Below are 19,927 nucleotides of genomic sequence, written 5' to 3'. Positions count from 1 at the left end.
GCGATAATTGTTGAGGAATATTCAATATAAATGCGAGCTAACGCAATATTTTATTATGTTTAGTGGAAGTGAATATGAACTGCATCATTTTCGGTTTTGCGGGTATGTGTATTCGGTGTTAATAAAAAGGACTGATTTTTCAGTCTTTCATCCATAGATAACTGAGTTATTAAGCAGTTAGTGAAGTATGGTGTTATTTGCTCAGCGTGCTTGAATGCAGATAAAAGGCAAAATTTAATAAAAATATATATTCACATATATTGCATAAATAGATCTTTGTGGTAGTCTAGCCAGCAGTTGAGATGAGTCACCCCTTGTGACCTGTAGAGTAAATATCATGATGTATAGCGTTAAGCCGTCAGTGAATAAAATAACGACCCATTACAATTTCCTACGACGATAGTCTTGTCATCATAGATATACGCTGGTGCGTGTACGCTATTCATCTATTCTTTAAGTCTCTTTGATTCGGTTTATAAAAATACATATGAAAAACATCGCCATTATCGGTGCCAGTGGTTACACAGGCGCACAACTAACAGCTTTAGTCCATGCGGAGTCTGAATTATCGATTCAAGGTCTGTATGTCTCTGAAAATAGTTTAGATAAAGGTAGAGCTTTAGCAGATTTGTACCCTGTCTACTGCCACATTGACTTAGCGCTGTCACCACTGACTGAAGAGGCGAAGGCGAAGATCGTCGCCGAGGCGGATGCCGTAGTGTTAGCGACCGAGCACTCGGTGAGTTTGCATTTAGCGGCTTGGTTCTATAACCAAGGTTTAGCCGTGTTTGACTTGAGCGGTGCCTATCGTTTCAGCGATGTGGCGCAGTACCCCAAGTGGTACGGTTTTGAGCATGAATATCCCGAAGTGTTGGCCAAGGCTGTCTATGGTCTAGCCGAGTGGAATGCCAAAGAAGTCGCCGCGACTAAAATGATTGCTGTGCCAGGTTGTTACCCAACAGCATCATTAACAGCATTGAAACCATTAAAGAATTTACTGTCGTCAGCCTATCCAGTGATCAATGCGGTCAGCGGTGTGACGGGTGCGGGTCGTAAGGCGCAACTGCATACCAGTTTTTGCGAAGTGAGCCTCACACCCTACGGCGTATTAGGCCACAGACATCAACCCGAAATTGCCACTCAACTGGGACAAGAGGTGATCTTCACGCCGCACCTTGGCAACTTCAAGCGCGGCATTTTAGCGACCATAACGGTACAGCTAAAACCAGGCACTACCACCGCCGATGTGGCTGCGGCATACAGTGTGTATGACCAAGCTGCGCTGGTAACGGTGAAACAGAACCAGTTCCCGAAAGTGGATGATGTGGTGCTGACTCCGAATTGCCACTTAGGTTGGAAGTTTGATGAGAACAGTGGCTACTTAGTGGTTGCCAGTGCCATCGACAATTTGATGAAAGGCGCGGCGAGCCAAGCCCTGCAATGCATAAAGATTCACTTTAACCTTTAACCGTTCATCCTTATTTAAGAGAGTCGTCAAGATGTCTACTAACAACTCAGTATTAGTTCTTAAAGTCGGCGGCGCCCTGCTGCAGTGTGAAATGGGGATGGCGCGTTTAATGGATACCGCGGCAGCAATGATCGCCAATGGCCAGCAAGTGCTGATGGTGCATGGCGGCGGCTGTTTGGTCGACGAGCAATTAGCCGCAAACGGCATGGAAACCGTCAAGTTAGAAGGCCTGCGGGTGACCCCGCCGGAGCAAATGCCGATCATTGCCGGTGCACTGGCCGGAACATCAAACAAGATCCTCCAAGGCGCAGCGACAAAGGCTGGGATTGTGAGCGTTGGCATGAGCTTAGCCGATGGCAACACAGTATCGGCCAAGATCAAAGACGAGCGTTTAGGCTTAGTGGGCGAGGTTTCTCCTAAAGACGCCACTTACCTCAAGTTTATTCTGTCCCAAGGCTGGATGCCGATTTGTAGCTCGATTGCCATGATGGACGATGGCCAAATGCTGAACGTGAACGCCGACCAAGCGGCGACGGTATTAGCTAAGTTGGTCGGTGGCAAGTTGGTGCTGCTATCGGATGTGTCTGGCGTGCTCGACGGTAAAGGTCAATTAATCCCTTCACTGAATGGTAAGCAGATTGCGGATTTGGTGAAGCAAGGCGTGATCGAAAAGGGAATGAAGGTAAAAGTAGAAGCTGCGCTCGAAGTGGCGCAGTGGATGGGGCAGGCGGTTCAAGTTGCCTCATGGCGTGATGCAAGCCAATTAGTCGCATTAGCAAAAGGTGAGGCCGTGGGCACACAAATCCAACCATAAGCGGAGTAGGTTATGAAGCATTTACTATCGATAAAAGAGTTAACCCAGCAACAGTTGCTGGATCTGATTACCTTAGCCAAGACGATTAAAGCGAATCCCGCTGAGTATCGTCATGCGCTGGACGGTAAGAGTGTGGTGATGTTATTTGAAAAGCCATCCCTGCGTACTCGTGTTAGCTTCGATATCGGTATTAACAAGCTCGGCGGCCACTGTTTATACCTAGACCAACAAAATGGTGCCTTAGGTAAGCGGGAATCGGTCGCTGACTTTGCTTCTAACCTGTCCTGTTGGGCCGATGCCATTGTGGCGAGAACTTTCTCCCACAAGACCATCGAACAATTGGCCGAGTTTGGCACTGTGCCTGTGATAAATGCGCTTTCGGATTTATACCATCCCTGCCAAGCGCTGGCCGATTTCTTAACCTTGGCCGAGCATTTTGAAAATATCAGTGATGTTAAGTTAGCGTACGTAGGTGACGGTAATAACGTGACGAATTCATTGATGTATTGCGCGGCCATTCTCGGTGCCACCATGACAGTGATCTGCCCAGCGGGTCACTTTCCTGATGGCTACGTCGTGGCCGAAGTGCAAGAACTTGCCAGCCGATATGGCGGCAAGGTTGTACTGACTTCAGATATTGGTGCTATCGAAGGTCACGATGCTATCTATACTGATACTTGGATTTCCATGGGTGATCCAACACCGTTAGCGGAAATTAAGGATAAGTTTGCACCTTATCAGGTCAATAAGGGCTTGATGGCGAAAGCGGGTGCTCACTTCTTTATGCACTGCTTACCCGCTCACCGCGGTGTTGAAGTGACCGATGAAGTGATGGATGGCGAAGGCTCCTTGATCCTGCAACAAGCAGAGAATCGGATGCACGCCCAAAACGCAGTACTAGTAACCCTATTTAGTTAATTTAACCCTGTTTAGCAGCCTACTTTCTCCAAGGTGAGAAACGAGTTATAGGAATTTAAGATGTCTATCGAGAACAAAAACACTGGCGTGAAAAAAGTCGTTTTAGCCTATTCGGGTGGTCTAGATACTTCGGCCATTATTCCTTGGTTAAAAGAAACCTACGACAACTGTGAAATCATCGCCTTTTGCGCTGACGTAGGTCAGGGTGAAGAAGAGTTAGTGGGTCTGACTGAAAAGGCATTGGCTTCTGGCGCATCAGAATGCCATATCGTCGATCTGAAAGAAGAATTCGTTAAAGACTATATCTACCCAACCATGGCAACGGGTGCGATCTACGAAGGGACTTACCTGTTAGGTACTTCAATGGCGCGTCCAATCATTGCTAAGGCGCAGGTTGAAGTGGCACGTAAAGTGGGTGCCGATGCCCTGTGTCACGGTTGTACTGGTAAAGGTAACGACCAAGTGCGTTTCGAAGGTTGCTTTGCGGCATTAGCGCCTGATTTAAAAGTGATTGCACCATGGCGTGAATGGACCATGCAGAGCCGTGAAGATCTACTGGCTTACTTAGCTGAGCGTAATATCAAAACGTCGGCTTCTGCCACTAAGATCTACAGCCGTGATGCTAACGCATTCCACATTTCCCACGAAGGTGGTGAGTTGGAAGATCCATGGAACGAGCCAAGCAAAGGTGTGTGGACCTTGACTGCCGATCCAGAAGATGCGCCAAACCAAGCTGAATATGTGTCACTCGAAGTTGAAAACGGCCGTGTGACTAAAGTAAATGGCGAAGCTTTAACACCTTACGCTGCACTGATGAAGCTGAACGCTATCGCTGCACCACATGGCGTGGGTCGTATTGATATCACCGAAAACCGTTTAGTGGGCATGAAGTCTCGTGGTTGTTACGAAACCCCAGGCGGCACTGTGATGTTTGCCGCACTGCGCGCGATTGAAGAGTTAGTGCTGGATAAAACCAGCCGTACTTGGCGTGAGCAAGTGGGTGCCCAAATGGCACACTTAGTGTACGACGGTCGTTGGTTTACACCTCTGTGTAAGTCGCTGCTGGCGGCATCTGAGTCATTAGCCGAGTCTGTTAACGGTGAAGTTGTGGTTAAGCTCTACAAAGGTCACGCGATTGCCGTTAAGAAGCGTTCGCCAAACAGCTTGTACTCTGAAGCCTTTGCCACCTTCGGTGAAGACCAAGTGTACGACCAAAAACACGCTGAAGGCTTTATCCGTCTGTACTCGTTAGCAAGCCGCATCCGCGCGCTCAACGCTAAGTAATAGGCTGACTGAAAGGGCGCCTAGCGCCCTTTTTTATATCTTAAGTTTTAATGGCTTTAACGTATTCAAAGCAGTGACCGAGGGGATTGAGTATGGCTTTATGGGGTGGAAGATTTCAGGGCGAAACCAGCGCGCTATTTAAATTATTCAACGATTCACTGCCAGTGGATTACCGCTTGTTTGAGCAGGATGTGGTCGGCTCTATCGCGTGGGCCGATGCGATTGCTAGCGTCGGCATTATCACTGCCACCGAGTGCAGCGACTTGAAGAAAGCACTGAACGAGCTGCTGGTGGAAGTGAAGGGCGATCCTGCGATTATTCTCGCCTCGGGCGCGGAAGATATTCACAGCTTCGTGGAGTCGGCGCTGATCGCTAAAGTTGGCGATCTCGGTAAAAAACTCCATACGGGCCGTAGCCGTAACGACCAAGTCGCAACCGATTTAAAACTCTGGTGCCAATCCGAAGGTGCGGCATTAGTGGCTCGCCTGCAAACCTTACGCAGCGAACTTATTGCGCTTGCTGAGCGTGAGTTCGACGCTGTGATGCCAGGTTATACTCACTTGCAACGTGCTCAGCCTGTGACCTTCGGCCACTGGTGTTTGGCCTATGTGGAGATGATTGAGCGTGATCTTAGCCGCTTAACCGATGCCTTAAAGCGCGCCAATACCTGTCCGCTCGGTTCAGGAGCTTTGGCGGGCACAGCCTATCAAATGGATAGACATGCGCTGGCTGCGGCACTGAACTTTGCATCGCCAACCTTAAACAGTTTGGACAGTGTGTCGGATCGCGACCATGTGGTTGAGCTGTGTTCAACTGCCTCAATCAGCATGATGCATTTAAGCCGCATGGCCGAAGATTTGATTTTCTTCAACTCGGGTGAAGCGGGCTTTATCTCATTAAGTGATGAAGTGACTTCGGGATCATCTTTGATGCCACAAAAGAAAAACCCCGATGCGCTGGAGCTGATTCGCGGTAAAACGGGCCGTGTGTACGGCAGCTTAGTGGGCATTCTCACCACCATGAAAGCCCTACCTCTCGCCTACAACAAAGACATGCAGGAAGACAAAGAAGGCTTGTTCGATATGGTCGACAGCTGGGCAATCTGCTTGGATATGGCGGCGTTAGTGTTATCTGGCTTAGTAGTGAATCGCCCGAATGCCTTGTTAGCCGCGCAGCAAGGTTATGCCAACGCGACCGAATTGGCGGATTATCTGGTTTCTAAAGGCATGCCATTCCGCGAAGCACACCATGTAGTCGGTGTGGCTGTGGTTGCGGCGATCGCCAAGAAGATCCCGTTAGAAGGTTTTACGCTGGCCGAGTTTAAAACCTTTGCCGAGATTATCGAAGATGACGTCTATCCCAACCTCACCATCGAAGCCTGTTTGGCAAAACGTGATGTCCTCGGCGGCACGGCGCTGACTCAGGTGAAGCAAGCCATCGCGGCGAAGCAAGCGGGCTAATGCTTTAATCGGGTAATAAAAAACGCGACTCTAGGGTCGCGTTTTTTGTTTCTGTCACAGAGGCCTATTGGAATAAATCGTCTGTCGGCGCATCGATGAACAGATTGTTTTCATCTTGGCTTTCACTGATGTATTCCTTAGGTTCAGTGCCCGAGATAAAGTATTCAAATGCGCTGGTGTAATCTGTTTTGCGAGTCAGCTTGCCAGTCGCCAGATCGATCCGCACCGAGATAATCCCTTCGGGCGGAATCGCTGTGGTTTCAGGTACGCCCTTCAGCACGTTATTCATGAACTCGTTCCAGCCAGGGCCTGCGGTCTTTGCGCCGGCCTCGGTCCCTGTGATCTGATCCTTCTCGCCGTTGGAGTTCCATGCAGTCCTGCCTAACTGGCGACCGTGGTCATCAAACCCTACCCAGAAGGTGCTGGTTAGTGTCGGACCAAAACCACTGAACCAAGTGTCGCGTGATTCGTTGGTTGTACCCGTTTTACCCGCAATATCATGACGTTTGATTAACTGCGCCGCACGCCACGCTGTACCTTGCCAGCCAGTGCCTTTACTCCAATCGCCGCCACCCCAGATCACGCTCTTCAGTGCTTCGGTGATCAGGAATGCCGTTTGTTCAGAGATAATTTGCGGAGCATAACGGCCTGTTTGCTCAAAACAATGAGCGACAGGTTCATCGGTTTGAGTCGTTGGCTCACCAAAACTCATTGGATCGCTGCTAGGCTGCATTGAGCCGTTGTTAGGCTTACAGGCTAAGGTCGGATTGGCCTTCTCAATCACATTACCGAAGGAGTCTTCTACTCGTTCGATATAGTATGGTTCCACCAAGAAGCCGCCGTTTGCGAACACGTTGAAAGCGGTCGCCACTTGCAGCGGGGTGACCGAAGGAGAACCTAAGGCTAACGACTCGTTACGAGGTAAGTCGTTAGGATCGAAGCCAAACTTAGTCAGCTCGGCGATGGCCGCATCTAAACCAATATGGCGCATGGCGCGAACCGACATTACGTTGATCGATTGCGCTAAGCCCACACGTAGGCGTGTTGGACCGCCATAGATATCGGGCGAGTTTTTAGGGCGCCACGCCGTACCTTGGCTAATATCGGGTTTGTTAATCGGCGCGTTGTTAATCAGGGTCGCGAGGGTAAAGCCTTTCTCTAATGCCGCAGCATAGATGAAAGGTTTTATATTCGAACCTAATTGACGTTTCGCTTGGGTCACGCGGTTGTATTGGCTTTGGCTGAAGCTGTAGCCGCCCACTAAGGTACGGATTGCACCATTTGTAGGATCGAGCGCAACAGTAGCGCTGGCCACTTCAGGCACTTGCGATAATTGTAAGTACTGACCGTTATCGCGGATCCAAATACGCTCACCGACTTTTAGCATATCCGAGGCCGATTTTGGCACCGAGCCTTGGCGTTTATCGGTGATAAATTTGCGCGCCCATTTTAGGCCATCCCACTTAATGACTTTGGTTTCGCCCTTGGCGGTTAATACGCTGGCTTGCTGACCATCGATGTTTAATACCGCAGCAGGTTGCAACTCTTGCACAGGCGTAATTTTTGCGAGCTCAGCTTTGATTTGTGCATCGTCCGGTTTGGCATCGGTCCAGAGAACTGCCGCAGGACCGCGGTAACCGTGGCGCTCATCATAGGCATAGACGTTATTGCGTAATGCTTGCTGTGCTAGTAGTTGCTGCTCTGATGAAATCGTGGTGTAGACGTTATAGCCATTGGTGTAGGCTTCTTCTTCACCGTATTTCTGCACCATATAATCCCGAGCCATTTCAGAGATATAAGGGGCGTAAAGATCGATTTCAGCGCCATGGTATTTGGCGACGAGCGGTTCTTGCACAGCAGCTTGGTATTCAGCCTTGCTGATGTAACCCACTTCGTTCATCCGCATCAATACCACGTTGCGGCGAGCGAGTGCACGTGAAGGGGAGGTGATAGGGTTTAGCGTCGACGGTGCTTTAGGCAGACCCGCGATCATGCTCATTTCGGAAAGCGTCAGATCTTGAACGTTTTTACCAAAATACACTTGAGCGGCTGCGCCGACACCATAGGCTCTCTGACCTAAATAAATACGGTTAACGTAGAGCTCTAAAATCTCATCTTTAGTTAACAATTGCTCGATGTGGTAGGAAATAAAAATTTCCTTCACTTTACGAATAATGGTCTTGTCGCGGGTCAGGAAGAAGTTACGCGCCACCTGCATGGTGATCGTACTCGCGCCTTGTTTCTTTTCACCCGTGGTGAGCATGACGATTGCGGCACGCATCACCCCAACAGGATCGATGCCGCCATGCTCATAAAAGCGCGCATCTTCGGTGGCGAGGAAGGCTTGCAGCAGCGGTTTAGGCACTTCTTCGAGTTTCAGCGGAATACGGCGCTTCTCACCAAATTGAGAGATGAGTTTGCCGTCGCTACTGTAAATGCGCAAAGGTGTTTGTAATTGCACATTTTTTAGTGTCGATACATCCGGCAGATCCGGCAAAACATAAAAGTATGCTGCAACAATGGCGCCCACGCCCAAAAGGGCTAGACTGAATAGAGCTATAACAATACGTTTTAACCACTTCACCTAAATTGATCCTAATGTTCAGTTAAGTGCGACAGTATATAAGGCGCGCACGTTTGGGTGAAGCAAAAACGTGACGGCCCTAAAATAGCGTTTGTAAAATCTTGAAACATTCTATACAAATACGTATAACGGGTTGATTTTGTGCTAATCTCTTTTACTACTGAATACAAATAATAAAGTGACAACGGACTATGCTTTCAAATTTATGGAAGCGTCAGGCTCCGCAAATGGTCGGGATTGATATTGGTTCCCATGAAGTAAAGGCTATTCTGCTGAGTAAGACTGCTGATGGATATAAAATACTAAGTCATGCAGCGGTTCCCGTAAAAAAGGGGGCTATTAACGATCATGATATTCGTGATGCCGATGCCGTTGTTGAATGTCTCAAACAGATTAAGCGTATTTTACCTAAATCGGTTAAATATGCAGCGGTCGCGGTCTCAGGTTCTGCGGTGATGACTAAGGTTATCTACATGGATGCCTCGCTGAGCGAGGAGGAAATGGAAGCGCAAATTGAGATTGAAGCCGATAACCTGATCCCATACTCCCTCGATGAAGTTAGCATTGATTTTGAAACCTTAAATGTTAATAGCACCGATCCTTCTAAGGTCGACGTGCTACTGAGCGCATGCCGCACTGACAATATTGATGCTAGAGTCGATGCGCTCGATGAAGTCGAGCTCGAAACCAAAGTTGTTGATGTGGAAGGTTATGCTCTGGGCCGAGCCGTTGAGTTGGTGCTAGGGCAGTTACCCGAAGGCGCTCGGCAGAAGGCGGTGGCCATGGTTGATATTGGCGCCAACATGACGACCTTCTGCGTGGTGGAATCGGGTGAAACGACCTTTATTCGTGAGCAGGCCTTTGGCGGCGAGTTATTTACTCAGTCGATTCTGTCGTTTTATGGCATGTCCTACGAACAAGCAGAGAAAGCCAAAATTGAAGGCGATTTGCCGCGTAATTATATGTTCGAAGTGCTATCACCCTTCCAAACGCAATTACTGCAACAAATTAAACGAACGTTGCAAATTTATTGTACTTCGAGCGGCAAAGATAAAGTCGATTATCTCGTATTATGCGGTGGAACATCTAAACTGGAAGGCATGGCTAACTTATTAACGAATGAGTTAGGCGTCCACACTATTATTGCTGATCCTTTCCAAGGGTGTCTGCACGCAGATGAATCCGTTAAAAATATACTGCAACCTAGCATTAGCAAATATATGGTTGCTTGTGGCTTAGCGCTGAGGAGCTACGGTCAATGGCGAACATAAACCTGCTTCCCTGGCGTGAAGAAGCGAGAGAAAAGCAGAAGCGCGATTATTTTGGCATATTGGCCGCGGTATTTTTAGGCTCAGCGATTTTAGTCTATGTGGCTCTGTCTTTACTCGACATGATGACCGATGAACAGCGTGGTCGGAATGCTTATTTGCAGCAAGAAATTCAGCAACTCGATGCACAAATCGCCGAGATTAAAAAGATCACCGAGCGTAAGAAAGATATTGAGCGTCGCACCGAGATCATTTTGAACCTTCAGCAATCCCGTAATTTGCCGACACACGTATTAGATGAGCTGGTGCGTATCGTGCCGCCCGGAATATATCTATCTAGCCTAGAGAAAAAGGGCAGTCTATTACTGATTGAAGGCCGCAGTGAATCGAACAACAACGTGGCAAATATGATGCGTAAGGTGAAGGCGTCCGAATGGTTAACCGATCCCAATATGCAATCTATCGTGTCTCAAGATGATGAGCTAAGACAATTACAACGCTTTAGCTTAAGAGTGAGCATTAAAGGTGCCATGGCTGATGAGCCTATTAAAACGGCAAAAGGAGCGAGTAAATGAAGCTCGATCTAAGTCAGTTTAATGATATTGATTTTGAAAATATCGGCGGTTGGCCAAATCAAGTCAAAGTGTTTTTCGCTGTGCTATTGGCACTCTGTGTATTTGCTGCGGGTTATTTTCTCGTGGTTTCGGATGCTATTGATGTGTATAACGCGGAGCAAACAAAGGAAGAGCAACTCAGAGAAGATTTTAAAACCAAATATCAGCTTGCCGCTAACCTTAAATTGTACCGTGAACAGTTAGCTGTGATGGAGGAGCAATTTGCCGAGTTACTCAAAATGCTGCCCTCTGAAAATGAAATGCCAGGGCTGCTCGATGACTTAACCTTTGTGGCCACTGACGCTGGATTACGGATTAACAGCTTAAATTGGGAACCTGAGATTCAACGGGATTTCTATATTGAGTTCCCGATTAAAATGTCGGTTACAGGTGATTATCATCAAATAGGCAATATGGTCAGCGGCGTGGCTAAACTGCCTCGTATCGTCAGCTTGCACGATTTTACGATTAAGCGCGATGAGAGCGGTAATCTGGCCATGGATATTCTGGCGAAAACCTATCGCTTTAAAGAGGGCGCTGAATTACCTCCCGAAAAACCAGCCAATAACAAGGGGAAGAAATAATGAAACTCTTACCTCTGTTAGCATTAAGTATTTTTTTAATGGGTTGTGTTGGCGATCGTAGTGATTTAGAGCTATTTGTTACTACTACCAAGGCACAGCATGTGGCGCATATTCCACCCTTAAAAGAGCCACCTAAGTTTGAGCATTTTGCGTATCAAGCCGAATTAATGCGTAGCCCCTTTGTTCCTCCTTCTCGAGAGTTAACGGAAGAAGTGGTTGATACCAGCAAAAACTGCTTACAGCCGGATTTAAAACGTCGTAAAGGCCGTTTAGAAACCTATGCTTTAGACAATCTAAAAATGCGCGGTACTTTAAGTGAAGGTAATTCAATTTGGGCGCTTATTGAAACTAATGATGGCAGTGTATATCGGATGGGCGTGGGTGAGTATCTTGGATTGTTTAATGGCCATATAGCGAAAGTGACTTCTCAGAATGTGGAAGTTGTAGAATTAATTCCCGATGGTTCTGGTTGTTGGTCTGAACGCACAAACAACATCGAACTTTCTGGAAAATAACAAGCGAAGGATGAGGGAATAATGAAATCTTCTGCCGCGATAAAAATCCCGTTATCGTTTTTATCTTCAGGCTTAGCCAAGTCTGTTATTGGGATCGCATTAGTATTTGGGTTTTTGCCATCGAGTTTTGCGGCAAATAGGTTGATGGATGTTAAATACCATGCTCTTGTCGATCATCAATTAGAAGTCGAGTTAGTTTTTGAGGAGGCGATTAGCGCGCCCACAATTGACTCTAATGCTTCTCCTGCTCAGTTGGTATTAACCTTCGATGACAGTATTTCGGGTCTTTCTAAGGACCGTCTGCCGATTAACCAAGTCGGTGTGAAGGACATAGTGACAACGCAGCAAGATGCCCATCTAATGGTGACGTTGGGCTTATCTAAGGTTAAACCGTATCAAGGCAGTGTCGTTGGTAATTCTTACCGTTTAACCATTAACGACGAAGTTGCGGGCTCACAAGCGGGTAATAATCCGTTCGTTAATAGTGTTAAAAATATCGATTTTCGTCGCAACGCGAATGGTGGTGGTGATTTATTAGTCTATTTAAATAATCGCTCAGTTGCAGCTAACGTTGAACAAATCGGTGCCAAACTTGAGGTTCAGCTCTACAACACTGATATTAACAGTGATTTGTTATATGTGATGGATGTGCAGGATTTCTCCACCCCCGTAAAGCATTTTGAAACCTTTAAAGACGATTTAACGACCCGGATTTTAGTCGATGTCTCGGGCAATTATGAGTTCAATTACAAACAGGAAGACAATCTCTTTAGGCTCTCAATCAACAAAGTAGAGCGCGTTGCGGCGACCAAAGAGGTGAAGAAATATAACGGTAAAACCCTTTCGTTAAATTTCCAGAATATTTCAGTCCGTACTGTGTTGCAGATTATTGCCGACTACAACAACTTCAACTTAGTCACCAGTGACACGGTTGAAGGTGATATCACTTTAAGACTTGATGACGTGCCTTGGGACCAAGCATTGGACTTGATCCTGCAAACCAAAGGACTCGATAAGCGTATCGAAGGTAACATTCTGATGGTGGCGCCAAGTGAAGAGCTGGCGATTCGCGAAAGCCAAAACCTCAAGAATAAGCAGGAAGTGAAAGAGCTGGCGCCACTCTACTCTGAGTATCTGCAAATCAACTATGCCAAGGCGACTGATATTGCTGAGTTACTCAAAGGGGCGGATTCTAGCTTATTGTCACCACGTGGATCTGTGGCTGTCGATGAGCGTACCAATACCGTGTTAGTGAAAGATACCGCTGAAATCATCGAGAATATTCATCGTTTGGTCGAAGTGCTCGATATTCCTATCCGCCAAGTGTTGATAGAATCTCGCATGGTCACGGTAAAAGACGACGTGTCTGAAGATTTAGGTATCCGTTGGGGCGTAACTGACCAACAGGGGAGTAAAGGGACATCAGGAACGCTTGAAGGGGCTGGAAGCATTGCTAATGGTGTGGTTCCATCTCTAGACAATCGTTTGAACGTGAATTTACCTGCGGCGGTGACAAACCCAACCAGCATCGCTTTCCATGTGGCCAAGCTTGCCGATGGCACTATTTTAGATTTAGAGCTGAGTGCGCTTGAGCAGGAAAACAAAGGTGAAATTATCGCGAGCCCTCGTATCACCACCTCTAACCAAAAGGCGGCGTATATCGAGCAGGGTGTGGAAATCCCTTATGTGCAATCCACTTCCAGCGGCGCCACATCGGTGACCTTTAAGAAGGCTGTATTGTCATTAAGAGTGACACCACAAATTACGCCTGATAACCGTGTAATTCTGGATCTTGAAATCACTCAAGACTCTCAGGGTAAAACGGTGGACACTCCTACAGGTCCGGCAGTCGCTATCGATACTCAACGTATTGGTACGCAAGTGTTAGTGGATAATGGGGAAACCATTGTGCTCGGTGGTATCTATCAACAGAACTTGATCAGCCGCGTGAGCAAGGTGCCTATCCTGGGTGACATTCCTTTAGTCGGCTTCTTATTCCGTAATACTACCGACAAGAATGAGCGCCAAGAGCTGTTGATTTTCGTGACGCCTAAAATCGTGAACGAGAAACTCTAATCTTTTGTTACGAGTCGAATAAAGCCAGCATTCCTTGCTGGCTTTATTGTGTCTGAAATACAATTCTTATCATAAATAGCGTGCATCACTTGCCAGACTAGACATGAAACTGAGATAATCCTCGGTCAAGTCTCATTAGAGCAAGGTAACATACAGTAGGTCGGCTTGTTCATGAGTCGACATAGGCATACTTTTCATTAAGATTCAGACGTACAAGAAATGGCTGAAAAACGTAATATTTTTCTGGTAGGCCCAATGGGCGCAGGTAAAAGCACAATTGGTCGCCATCTGGCGCAAATGCTGCATTTAGAATTCCACGATTCAGATCAAGAGATTGAGCAACGCACAGGCGCTGATATTGCTTGGGTGTTTGACGTTGAAGGCGAAGAAGGTTTCCGTCGTCGCGAAGCTCAGGTTATTGCTGATCTGTCTGAAAAACAAGGTATTGTCCTTGCCACTGGTGGTGGTTCAGTTCAGAGCAAAGATATCCGTAATCATTTATCTGCTCGCGGTATCGTGGTGTATCTCGAAACCACTATCGACAAACAGGTTGCGCGCACTCAAAGAGACAAGCGTCGCCCATTACTGCAAGTAGATGATCCGCGAGAAGTATTAGAAAACCTCGCAGAAATCCGTAACCCTCTGTACGAAGAAATTGCTGATGTGATCGTTAAGACCGACGATCAAAGTGCAAAGGTTGTTGCGAATCAAATCATTGAGCAATTAGGTTTCTAGGCAGAATGACAAAACAAATTCAGGTTGATTTAGGTGAACGCAGTTATCCCATTTATATTGGCCAGAGTTTGATGAGTGATGGCGAGACCCTGTCTCGCTACCTGCTGAAAAAACGTATCCTTATCGTCACCAATGAAACTGTCGCGCCCTTGTATCTTAAGCAGATCCAAGACACGATGGCTTCGTTTGGTGAGGTAACCAGCGTCATCCTTCCCGATGGCGAACAATTCAAAGATTTAACGCATTTAGATTCTATTTTTACGGCTTTGCTGCAACGCAATTATGGCCGTGATTCAGTGCTGGTGGCCCTCGGTGGTGGGGTGATTGGTGATATGACGGGTTTTGCCGCAGCCTGTTACCAACGTGGTGTCGATTTTATTCAAATTCCAACCACGCTACTATCGCAAGTTGATTCTTCCGTTGGCGGAAAAACCGCAGTTAATCATCCGCTTGGCAAAAATATGATCGGGGCTTTTTACCAGCCACAGACCGTCATTATCGATACTGAATGCTTACAGACCTTGCCCGCGCGTGAATTCGCGGCTGGGATGGCAGAAGTTATTAAGTATGGCATCATGTGGGATGCTGAATTTTTTCAATGGCTTGAGAACAATGTTCAAGCATTGAAAAGCCTAGATACTCAAGCTTTGGTCTATGCGATTTCTCGCTGCTGTGAGATTAAAGCCGATGTCGTGAGTCAGGATGAGACCGAGCAGGGCGTCCGCGCGCTATTAAACCTTGGGCACACCTTTGGTCATGCGATCGAAGCCGAGATGGGTTATGGTAATTGGCTGCATGGTGAAGCGGTTGCGGCTGGCACAGTCCTTGCTGCACAAACGGCTAAGTCTATGGGATTGATTGATGAGTCAATTGTTCGTCGTATTGTGCAATTGTTCCATGCTTTCGATCTGCCAGTAACAGCGCCGGAATCTATGGATTTCGATAGTTTTATTAAACACATGCGTCGCGATAAGAAAGTCTTAGGTGGTCAGATCCGGCTGGTACTCCCGACGGCCATTGGTCGAGCTGATGTCTTTAGCCAAGTCCCGGAATCGACCCTAGAACAGGTTATCTGCTGCGCATAAACCTTGTGTGGTGGATGAGTGACGTTTCAGGGGCAAGTCTTGCTTCCTTCACAGGAAGCCCTCGTAGAAAGATTGCATCATGTGGCCAGTTATAGCGACCAGCTACTGGTGCTTGTGGGTGCCCACGGCTCGGGTAAGACGACACTGCTGACTGCGTTAGCCACAGATTTTGATGAGTCGAATGCAGCGTTAGTCATTTGTCCTATGCACGCCGACAATGCTGAAATTCGTCGCAAGATTTTAGTGCAATTGGTGTCATCTCCGATTTTTGATGACGAAATCTCCCTCGCTGAAACCATACTGCGTGTCGCGCCAAAACAAAGTAAGCCGCTGCACATCATTATCGATGACGCCCATTTACTCTCTAAAGAATTGTGGGCCGAGTGCATCATACTCAATCAAGTGCAATGTGCGGGTCAGCGTATTGCCGTGACGTTAGCGGTTCCGCCTGCATTTTTAGCCGACTTACTCCCCCAATTACCTGAGTCATTAAGACGACAGATCCTCCCGGTCAGCATTGATCCCTTAAGCCTGCCTGAGCGTGAGGCGCTGTATCAAACCTTGCTGCGCTATAGTGACCAAAATCCGTTTACGCCAAGAGACATAGTGCGTGCTCAGCTCGAGAAGCAAATTGGCACTCCTCAGGAGGTGGTTGCCTTACTGGAGCTGGCTCTACACGGTCAGGGTGAGAAAAAATCAGTATGGACACAATACAAAGTCGCGCTTCTTGGGTTTGCCAGTGTGCTGATTGCCCTCGTGATTTGGCTTGGTTTGGCGAAACCCTTTTCAAGTGAACCAATTCCCGAGGTCGTGACTTATCCTGCTGTGGATTCCGCAGAGTTTCTTGCCCATGGCAAACAGCTGTTAGCGCCGTATTTTAAACTGCGAGCCGAGTCGTTAACGCAGGCATTATTAGCGGAAGCGGTGGAGCAAGCGGACCCATTGGCGAAGTTCCATGGGGAAGAACCTCAAGTAGAAGAAGAGGCTGGCATAGAACCGCCTGTCGATGAAGCGACAAGTAAGGGCGACAGTGCCGCCACAGAGGTTGATGACGCAGCGCCTGCGCCTACAGAGCAAGCGAAAGATGATGCTGCTACTCAGGTGGTGCATGTAACTCCTGCGCCTGTATCAGCCGTATCGGTGCGGCCAAAAACGGGTTATGCCATCCAAATTGCCACAGTCTCTCAGCGTGAAACTGTGCAGTCACTTCTTAAGAAATTGCATAATGTGCCAGAGGTGCGAGTTGCCAAGTACAAACAGTTTTGGGTGGTGTTGGTAGGGCAGTTTAACGACAGTCAATCGGCACAGCAGGCGGCCGCAGAATTGGTCAAAGAGTATCATCTTAGCCAACCCCTGATAAAAAAATGGGCAGAACTCGGCGGTTATCAACTACAAGAAACGCGCTCAAGCGGTGAAATTTCAGAATAAACAGAGTACAATCATGGCCTTTATTTTTGTCGGCATTCATCAAGTTAAATGATCAAAAAACATAGAGCCTTCCTGAAATGGGCCGGCGGAAAATTTAAATTGGTGGATGAGCTCGCGAACTACTTACCAACAGGTGAGCGTTTAGTTGAGCCCTTTGTCGGCGCAGGTTCAGTCTTTTTAAATACTGACTATCCCAGCTATTTACTCTGCGACATCAATCAAGATCTGATCAATCTCTACAACATAGTGAAAGAAAGGCCTGCCGAGTACATTGCTGCTGCCAAGAAGCTATTCGTCGATGAGATGAATCAAAAGGATGCCTACTACCGTGTGCGTACAGACTTTAATAAATCTCGCGATCCTTTTTTGCGCTCGGTTTATTTTCTGTACTTGAATCGCCATGGTTTTAATGGTCTGTGCCGTTATAACCGCAAAGGGGGCTTTAATGTGCCTTTTGGCTCCTACAAAAAGCCTTATTTCCCAGAGAAGGAAATCTTAGCATTTTCAAAGAAAGCGCAGCGCGCCGAGTTTAAGTGCATCGGCTATGAAAAAGCCTTCGAGCAAATCCGCACTGGCGATGTGATCTATTGCGATCCGCCCTATGCGCCGCTATCGACCACCGCGAGTTTCACCACTTATGTTGGTGCGGGTTTTAGTTTGGATGATCAGGCGCTGCTGGCGCGTTACTCGCGGCATATGGCCTTAGAGCAGCGCATTCCTGTTGTGATCAGTAACCATGATATTCCGCTGACACGTGAGTTGTATCGCGGTGCCCACCTTGCCAAGATCCAAGTGCAACGCAACATTAGTCAAAATGGCAGTGGTCGCAATAAAGTCGACGAGCTGATTGCGTTGTACGACGAGAATTATGACCCGCAGGATGATTGATACTAAGTTGTAGTATCGAGTGACTTAGCCAACGACTTGGCTAACAAGCAGAATCAGGCTGGCGACTAAGGCTATCGCTAGCACTATCCCCATAAAAATGTACGGTAATGGCGAGTTGGTCTGGAAGTCTTTTTGACGATTTCTATCTGACTGCACCCCAAAGAAGGCGGCTATCGTACTGTGAAAGACTTGCCAGATCCGGCTTAGCATCAATAGGACTGTTGTGAATTAGCAGGCTTCAGGTCATCGATAGGTTTGTCTTGATGACCATGGAGTAATTCAAGCAAGTCGACAAAATGGAACTGGCTAGAGCGATTTTTGCCAGTGAGCCAAGTCTTCCAGCTTAAGGTTTGTGCCTGTTCGGCACAGCGGTTATTTGGATGGCTGCTAGGTAAACTGTTGTTGTAGCGAGTATCGCTGCTGCAAGCGCAGGCTGAGGTATCGTTACTTGCGGTGAGTTTTTCCACGCCAAAGGCTAAGGAGGCGACTACCACTGCGGTAAATGCCAACATTATCGATGACTTAAATGTCACCGAGCCCAAAATGTGTGAAAACTGTGTTAACCGCCCCTTCATGATACTTCCTTTGAAACCACTAAATGATCCACGTTAGCGACCCGAGTATAACAAACTCGCTTAGTTTATGAACAATAATTTATCAATCTTCACTAAAAACTTTCTAACGCTTCAGCATCTCCTTGAGTTTACCGTACGTTATGAGTACTCCAATTGTGTTTCTATTGGGTTTCAATCGCGATAAATGTGGCATTTGCTATAGAGGCATGGCCTAGCTAAGGGTAAAATAAGGCACTTTTTGTTCAATAGCAGCGAGTGTCCTATGCGCCCATTTTTAATTGCTCCATCGATTTTATCCGCCGATTTCGCCCGTTTAGGGGATGACGTTAAAGCCGTGTTAGATGCAGGGGCTGACGTAGTACATTTTGATGTGATGGATAACCACTATGTGCCCAACTTAACCATTGGCCCTATGGTGTGCAAAGCGTTACGCGACTATGGCATCACGGCCGATATCGATGTGCATTTAATGGTTAAGCCTGTTGACCGTATCGTGCCTGATTTTGCCAAGGCGGGTGCGTCTATTATTACTTTCCACCCAGAGGCCTCTGAGCATATCGACCGCACTCTGCAACTGATTAAAGAATCGGGTTGTAAAGCGGGTTTAGTGTTTAATCCAGCAACGCCGCTGCACTATCTTGACCATGTAATGGATAAGTTAGATGTGATTCTGCTGATGTCAGTCAACCCAGGTTTTGGCGGCCAATCCTTTATTCCTTCGACTTTAGATAAATTACGCCAAGTGCGTGAGCGTATCGATGCCAGCGGGTTCGATATTCGTTTAGAAGTCGATGGTGGCGTTAAAGTGGATAACATTGCTGAAATCGCCGCCGCAGGCGCCGATATGTTTGTCGCCGGCTCTGCCATTTTCGGTAAACCAGACTATAAAGCCGTCGTCGACGAGATGCACGCCGAGTTAGCGAAAGTAGAGGTCAAATAATGCGGGAACAGATTAAAGCGATTGCCTTTGATCTCGACGGCACACTGATTGACAGTGTGCCCGATCTTGCGGTCGCGACTCAGGCGGCACTCGCCGAATTAGGTTTAGCAAGGTGTACCGAGGCACAGGTGAGAACTTGGGTGGGCAATGGCGCTGAGATGCTGATGCGCCGCGCCATGAGCTACGCTTTAGGCACAGATGTTGAGCAAACGGCATTGGATGCGGCTATGCCCATCTTTATGCATCACTATCAAGAAAATCTTGAGAAGCACAGTGCACTCTATGCCGATGTGCACCAAGTGCTGCAAATCCTGTTTGATGCAGGATTTAAGCTGGCGGTGGTGACCAATAAGCCTTATCGCTTTACCTTGCCCCTGCTTGAAGCCTTTAAGATTAATGACTTCTTTAGCTTGGTACTTGGCGGCGATTCGCTGGCGAAGATGAAACCCGATCCATTACCGCTACAGCATCTATTAGCCGAATGGCAACTCGATAAAAGTGAGTTGTTGATGGTGGGCGATTCTAAAAATGACATTTTAGCGGCGAAAGCGGCGGGTGTTGCATCAATCGGCTTGACCTATGGCTACAACTACGGTGAAGATATTGGGCTCACTGGCCCTGACGCTGTATGCGAGCAGTTTGTCGAGATCCTGCGCTGGCTAAATCTCGCTCAGCCAGTTTAATCGAATCT

The 19,927-nt window shown here is 47.5% G+C and carries 19 protein-coding genes; 16 read left to right on the top strand and 3 right to left on the bottom strand.

Annotation, left to right across the window (positions count from 1 at the left end):
• Positions 1-487: 487 nt before the first annotated feature.
• From argC to argH, 5 genes are all read left to right on the top strand, one after another.
• Positions 488-1,468: an N-acetyl-gamma-glutamyl-phosphate reductase gene (gene argC, locus K0H59_RS19680; protein ID WP_220054120.1), complete on the top strand. Its 981-nt coding sequence runs from the start codon at positions 488-490 to the stop codon at positions 1,466-1,468.
• 31 nt (positions 1,469-1,499) lie between these two features.
• A complete protein-coding gene (gene argB / locus K0H59_RS19675) occupies positions 1,500-2,282 on the top strand; it encodes an acetylglutamate kinase (RefSeq protein ID WP_055647085.1) in 783 nt (260 codons plus the stop codon).
• A gap of 12 nt (positions 2,283-2,294) precedes the next feature.
• Positions 2,295-3,200 carry an ornithine carbamoyltransferase gene (locus K0H59_RS19670; RefSeq protein ID WP_011624429.1) on the top strand — a complete coding sequence of 302 codons (906 nt, stop codon included), beginning with the start codon at positions 2,295-2,297 and terminating at the stop codon, positions 3,198-3,200.
• A 60-nt stretch (positions 3,201-3,260) separates the two neighbouring features.
• Complete coding sequence (locus tag K0H59_RS19665) at positions 3,261-4,484, top strand: argininosuccinate synthase (RefSeq protein WP_220054119.1); 1,224 nt, start codon at positions 3,261-3,263, stop codon at positions 4,482-4,484.
• A 92-nt stretch (positions 4,485-4,576) separates the two neighbouring features.
• Positions 4,577-5,944: an argininosuccinate lyase gene (gene argH, locus K0H59_RS19660; RefSeq protein WP_220054118.1), complete on the top strand. Its 1,368-nt coding sequence runs from the start codon at positions 4,577-4,579 to the stop codon at positions 5,942-5,944.
• Between the two features lie 64 nt (positions 5,945-6,008).
• Here the strand turns inward: argH and K0H59_RS19655 are convergent, their stop codons facing one another.
• Positions 6,009-8,528 carry a penicillin-binding protein 1A gene (locus K0H59_RS19655; RefSeq protein ID WP_220054117.1) on the bottom strand — a complete coding sequence of 840 codons (2,520 nt, stop codon included), beginning with the start codon at positions 8,526-8,528 and terminating at the stop codon, positions 6,009-6,011.
• Between the two features lie 191 nt (positions 8,529-8,719).
• Between K0H59_RS19655 and K0H59_RS19650 the strand changes: the two genes are divergently transcribed.
• The 9 genes from K0H59_RS19650 to K0H59_RS19610 all read left to right on the top strand — a co-directional run bounded on the left by K0H59_RS19650 (position 8,720) and on the right by K0H59_RS19610 (position 17,721).
• Positions 8,720-9,799, top strand: coding sequence for a pilus assembly protein PilM (locus K0H59_RS19650; RefSeq protein ID WP_011718628.1), 1,080 nt, complete (start codon positions 8,720-8,722; stop codon positions 9,797-9,799).
• Positions 9,787-10,371 carry a PilN domain-containing protein gene (locus tag K0H59_RS19645; RefSeq protein ID WP_220054116.1) on the top strand — a complete coding sequence of 195 codons (585 nt, stop codon included), beginning with the start codon at positions 9,787-9,789 and terminating at the stop codon, positions 10,369-10,371. The genes K0H59_RS19650 and K0H59_RS19645 overlap by 13 nt, the downstream gene beginning before the upstream one ends.
• A complete protein-coding gene (locus K0H59_RS19640; RefSeq protein WP_220054115.1) occupies positions 10,368-10,994 on the top strand; it encodes a type 4a pilus biogenesis protein PilO in 627 nt (208 codons plus the stop codon). Before K0H59_RS19645 ends, K0H59_RS19640 begins: the two co-directional genes overlap by 4 nt.
• Positions 10,994-11,509: a pilus assembly protein PilP gene (locus K0H59_RS19635; protein WP_220054114.1), complete on the top strand. Its 516-nt coding sequence runs from the start codon at positions 10,994-10,996 to the stop codon at positions 11,507-11,509. Before K0H59_RS19640 ends, K0H59_RS19635 begins: the two co-directional genes overlap by 1 nt.
• 21 nt (positions 11,510-11,530) lie before the next feature.
• Entirely contained in the window at positions 11,531-13,585 is a 2,055-nt protein-coding gene (locus tag K0H59_RS19630) for a type IV pilus secretin PilQ (protein ID WP_220054113.1), read from the top strand.
• Positions 13,586-13,804: 219 nt separating this feature from the next.
• Positions 13,805-14,320 (top strand): shikimate kinase AroK, encoded by a 516-nt coding sequence (aroK, locus tag K0H59_RS19625; protein WP_011718623.1) that lies wholly within the window; start codon positions 13,805-13,807, stop codon positions 14,318-14,320.
• Positions 14,321-14,325: 5 nt separating this feature from the next.
• Positions 14,326-15,405 carry a 3-dehydroquinate synthase gene (gene aroB, locus K0H59_RS19620; protein ID WP_220054112.1) on the top strand — a complete coding sequence of 360 codons (1,080 nt, stop codon included), beginning with the start codon at positions 14,326-14,328 and terminating at the stop codon, positions 15,403-15,405.
• 18 nt (positions 15,406-15,423) lie between these two features.
• Positions 15,424-16,833 (top strand): AAA family ATPase, encoded by a 1,410-nt coding sequence (locus K0H59_RS19615; RefSeq protein WP_220054111.1) that lies wholly within the window; start codon positions 15,424-15,426, stop codon positions 16,831-16,833.
• 48 nt (positions 16,834-16,881) lie between these two features.
• Positions 16,882-17,721, top strand: a complete 840-nt coding sequence (locus K0H59_RS19610; RefSeq protein ID WP_011718620.1) for a Dam family site-specific DNA-(adenine-N6)-methyltransferase — start codon at positions 16,882-16,884, stop codon at positions 17,719-17,721.
• 24 nt (positions 17,722-17,745) lie between these two features.
• Here the strand turns inward: K0H59_RS19610 and K0H59_RS19605 are convergent, their stop codons facing one another.
• Both K0H59_RS19605 and K0H59_RS19600 read right to left on the bottom strand, forming a co-directional pair.
• Positions 17,746-17,931, bottom strand: a complete 186-nt coding sequence (locus tag K0H59_RS19605; protein WP_011718619.1) for a DUF2970 domain-containing protein — start codon at positions 17,929-17,931, stop codon at positions 17,746-17,748.
• On the bottom strand, positions 17,931-18,296 hold the full coding sequence (locus K0H59_RS19600; protein WP_011718618.1) for a hypothetical protein: 366 nt from the start codon (positions 18,294-18,296) through the stop codon (positions 17,931-17,933). The genes K0H59_RS19605 and K0H59_RS19600 overlap by 1 nt, the downstream gene beginning before the upstream one ends.
• A 262-nt stretch (positions 18,297-18,558) precedes the next feature.
• On the opposite strand from K0H59_RS19600, the gene rpe reads away from it, so the two are divergent.
• Both rpe and K0H59_RS19590 read left to right on the top strand, forming a co-directional pair.
• The gene (rpe, locus tag K0H59_RS19595; protein WP_220054110.1) at positions 18,559-19,236 is read left to right on the top strand and encodes a ribulose-phosphate 3-epimerase; all 678 of its coding nucleotides are present in this window, start codon (positions 18,559-18,561) and stop codon (positions 19,234-19,236) included.
• A complete protein-coding gene (locus tag K0H59_RS19590) occupies positions 19,236-19,919 on the top strand; it encodes a phosphoglycolate phosphatase (RefSeq protein ID WP_220054109.1) in 684 nt (227 codons plus the stop codon). The genes rpe and K0H59_RS19590 overlap by 1 nt, the downstream gene beginning before the upstream one ends.
• Positions 19,920-19,927: the final 8 nt, after the last annotated feature.

This window comes from Shewanella sp. FJAT-51649 (assembly GCF_019457435.1).
Lineage (GTDB): Bacteria > Pseudomonadota > Gammaproteobacteria > Enterobacterales > Shewanellaceae > Shewanella > Shewanella mangrovisoli.
The sequence above is the reverse complement of the archived record's forward strand: the minus strand, read 5'-3'. Positions and strand labels throughout refer to the sequence as shown.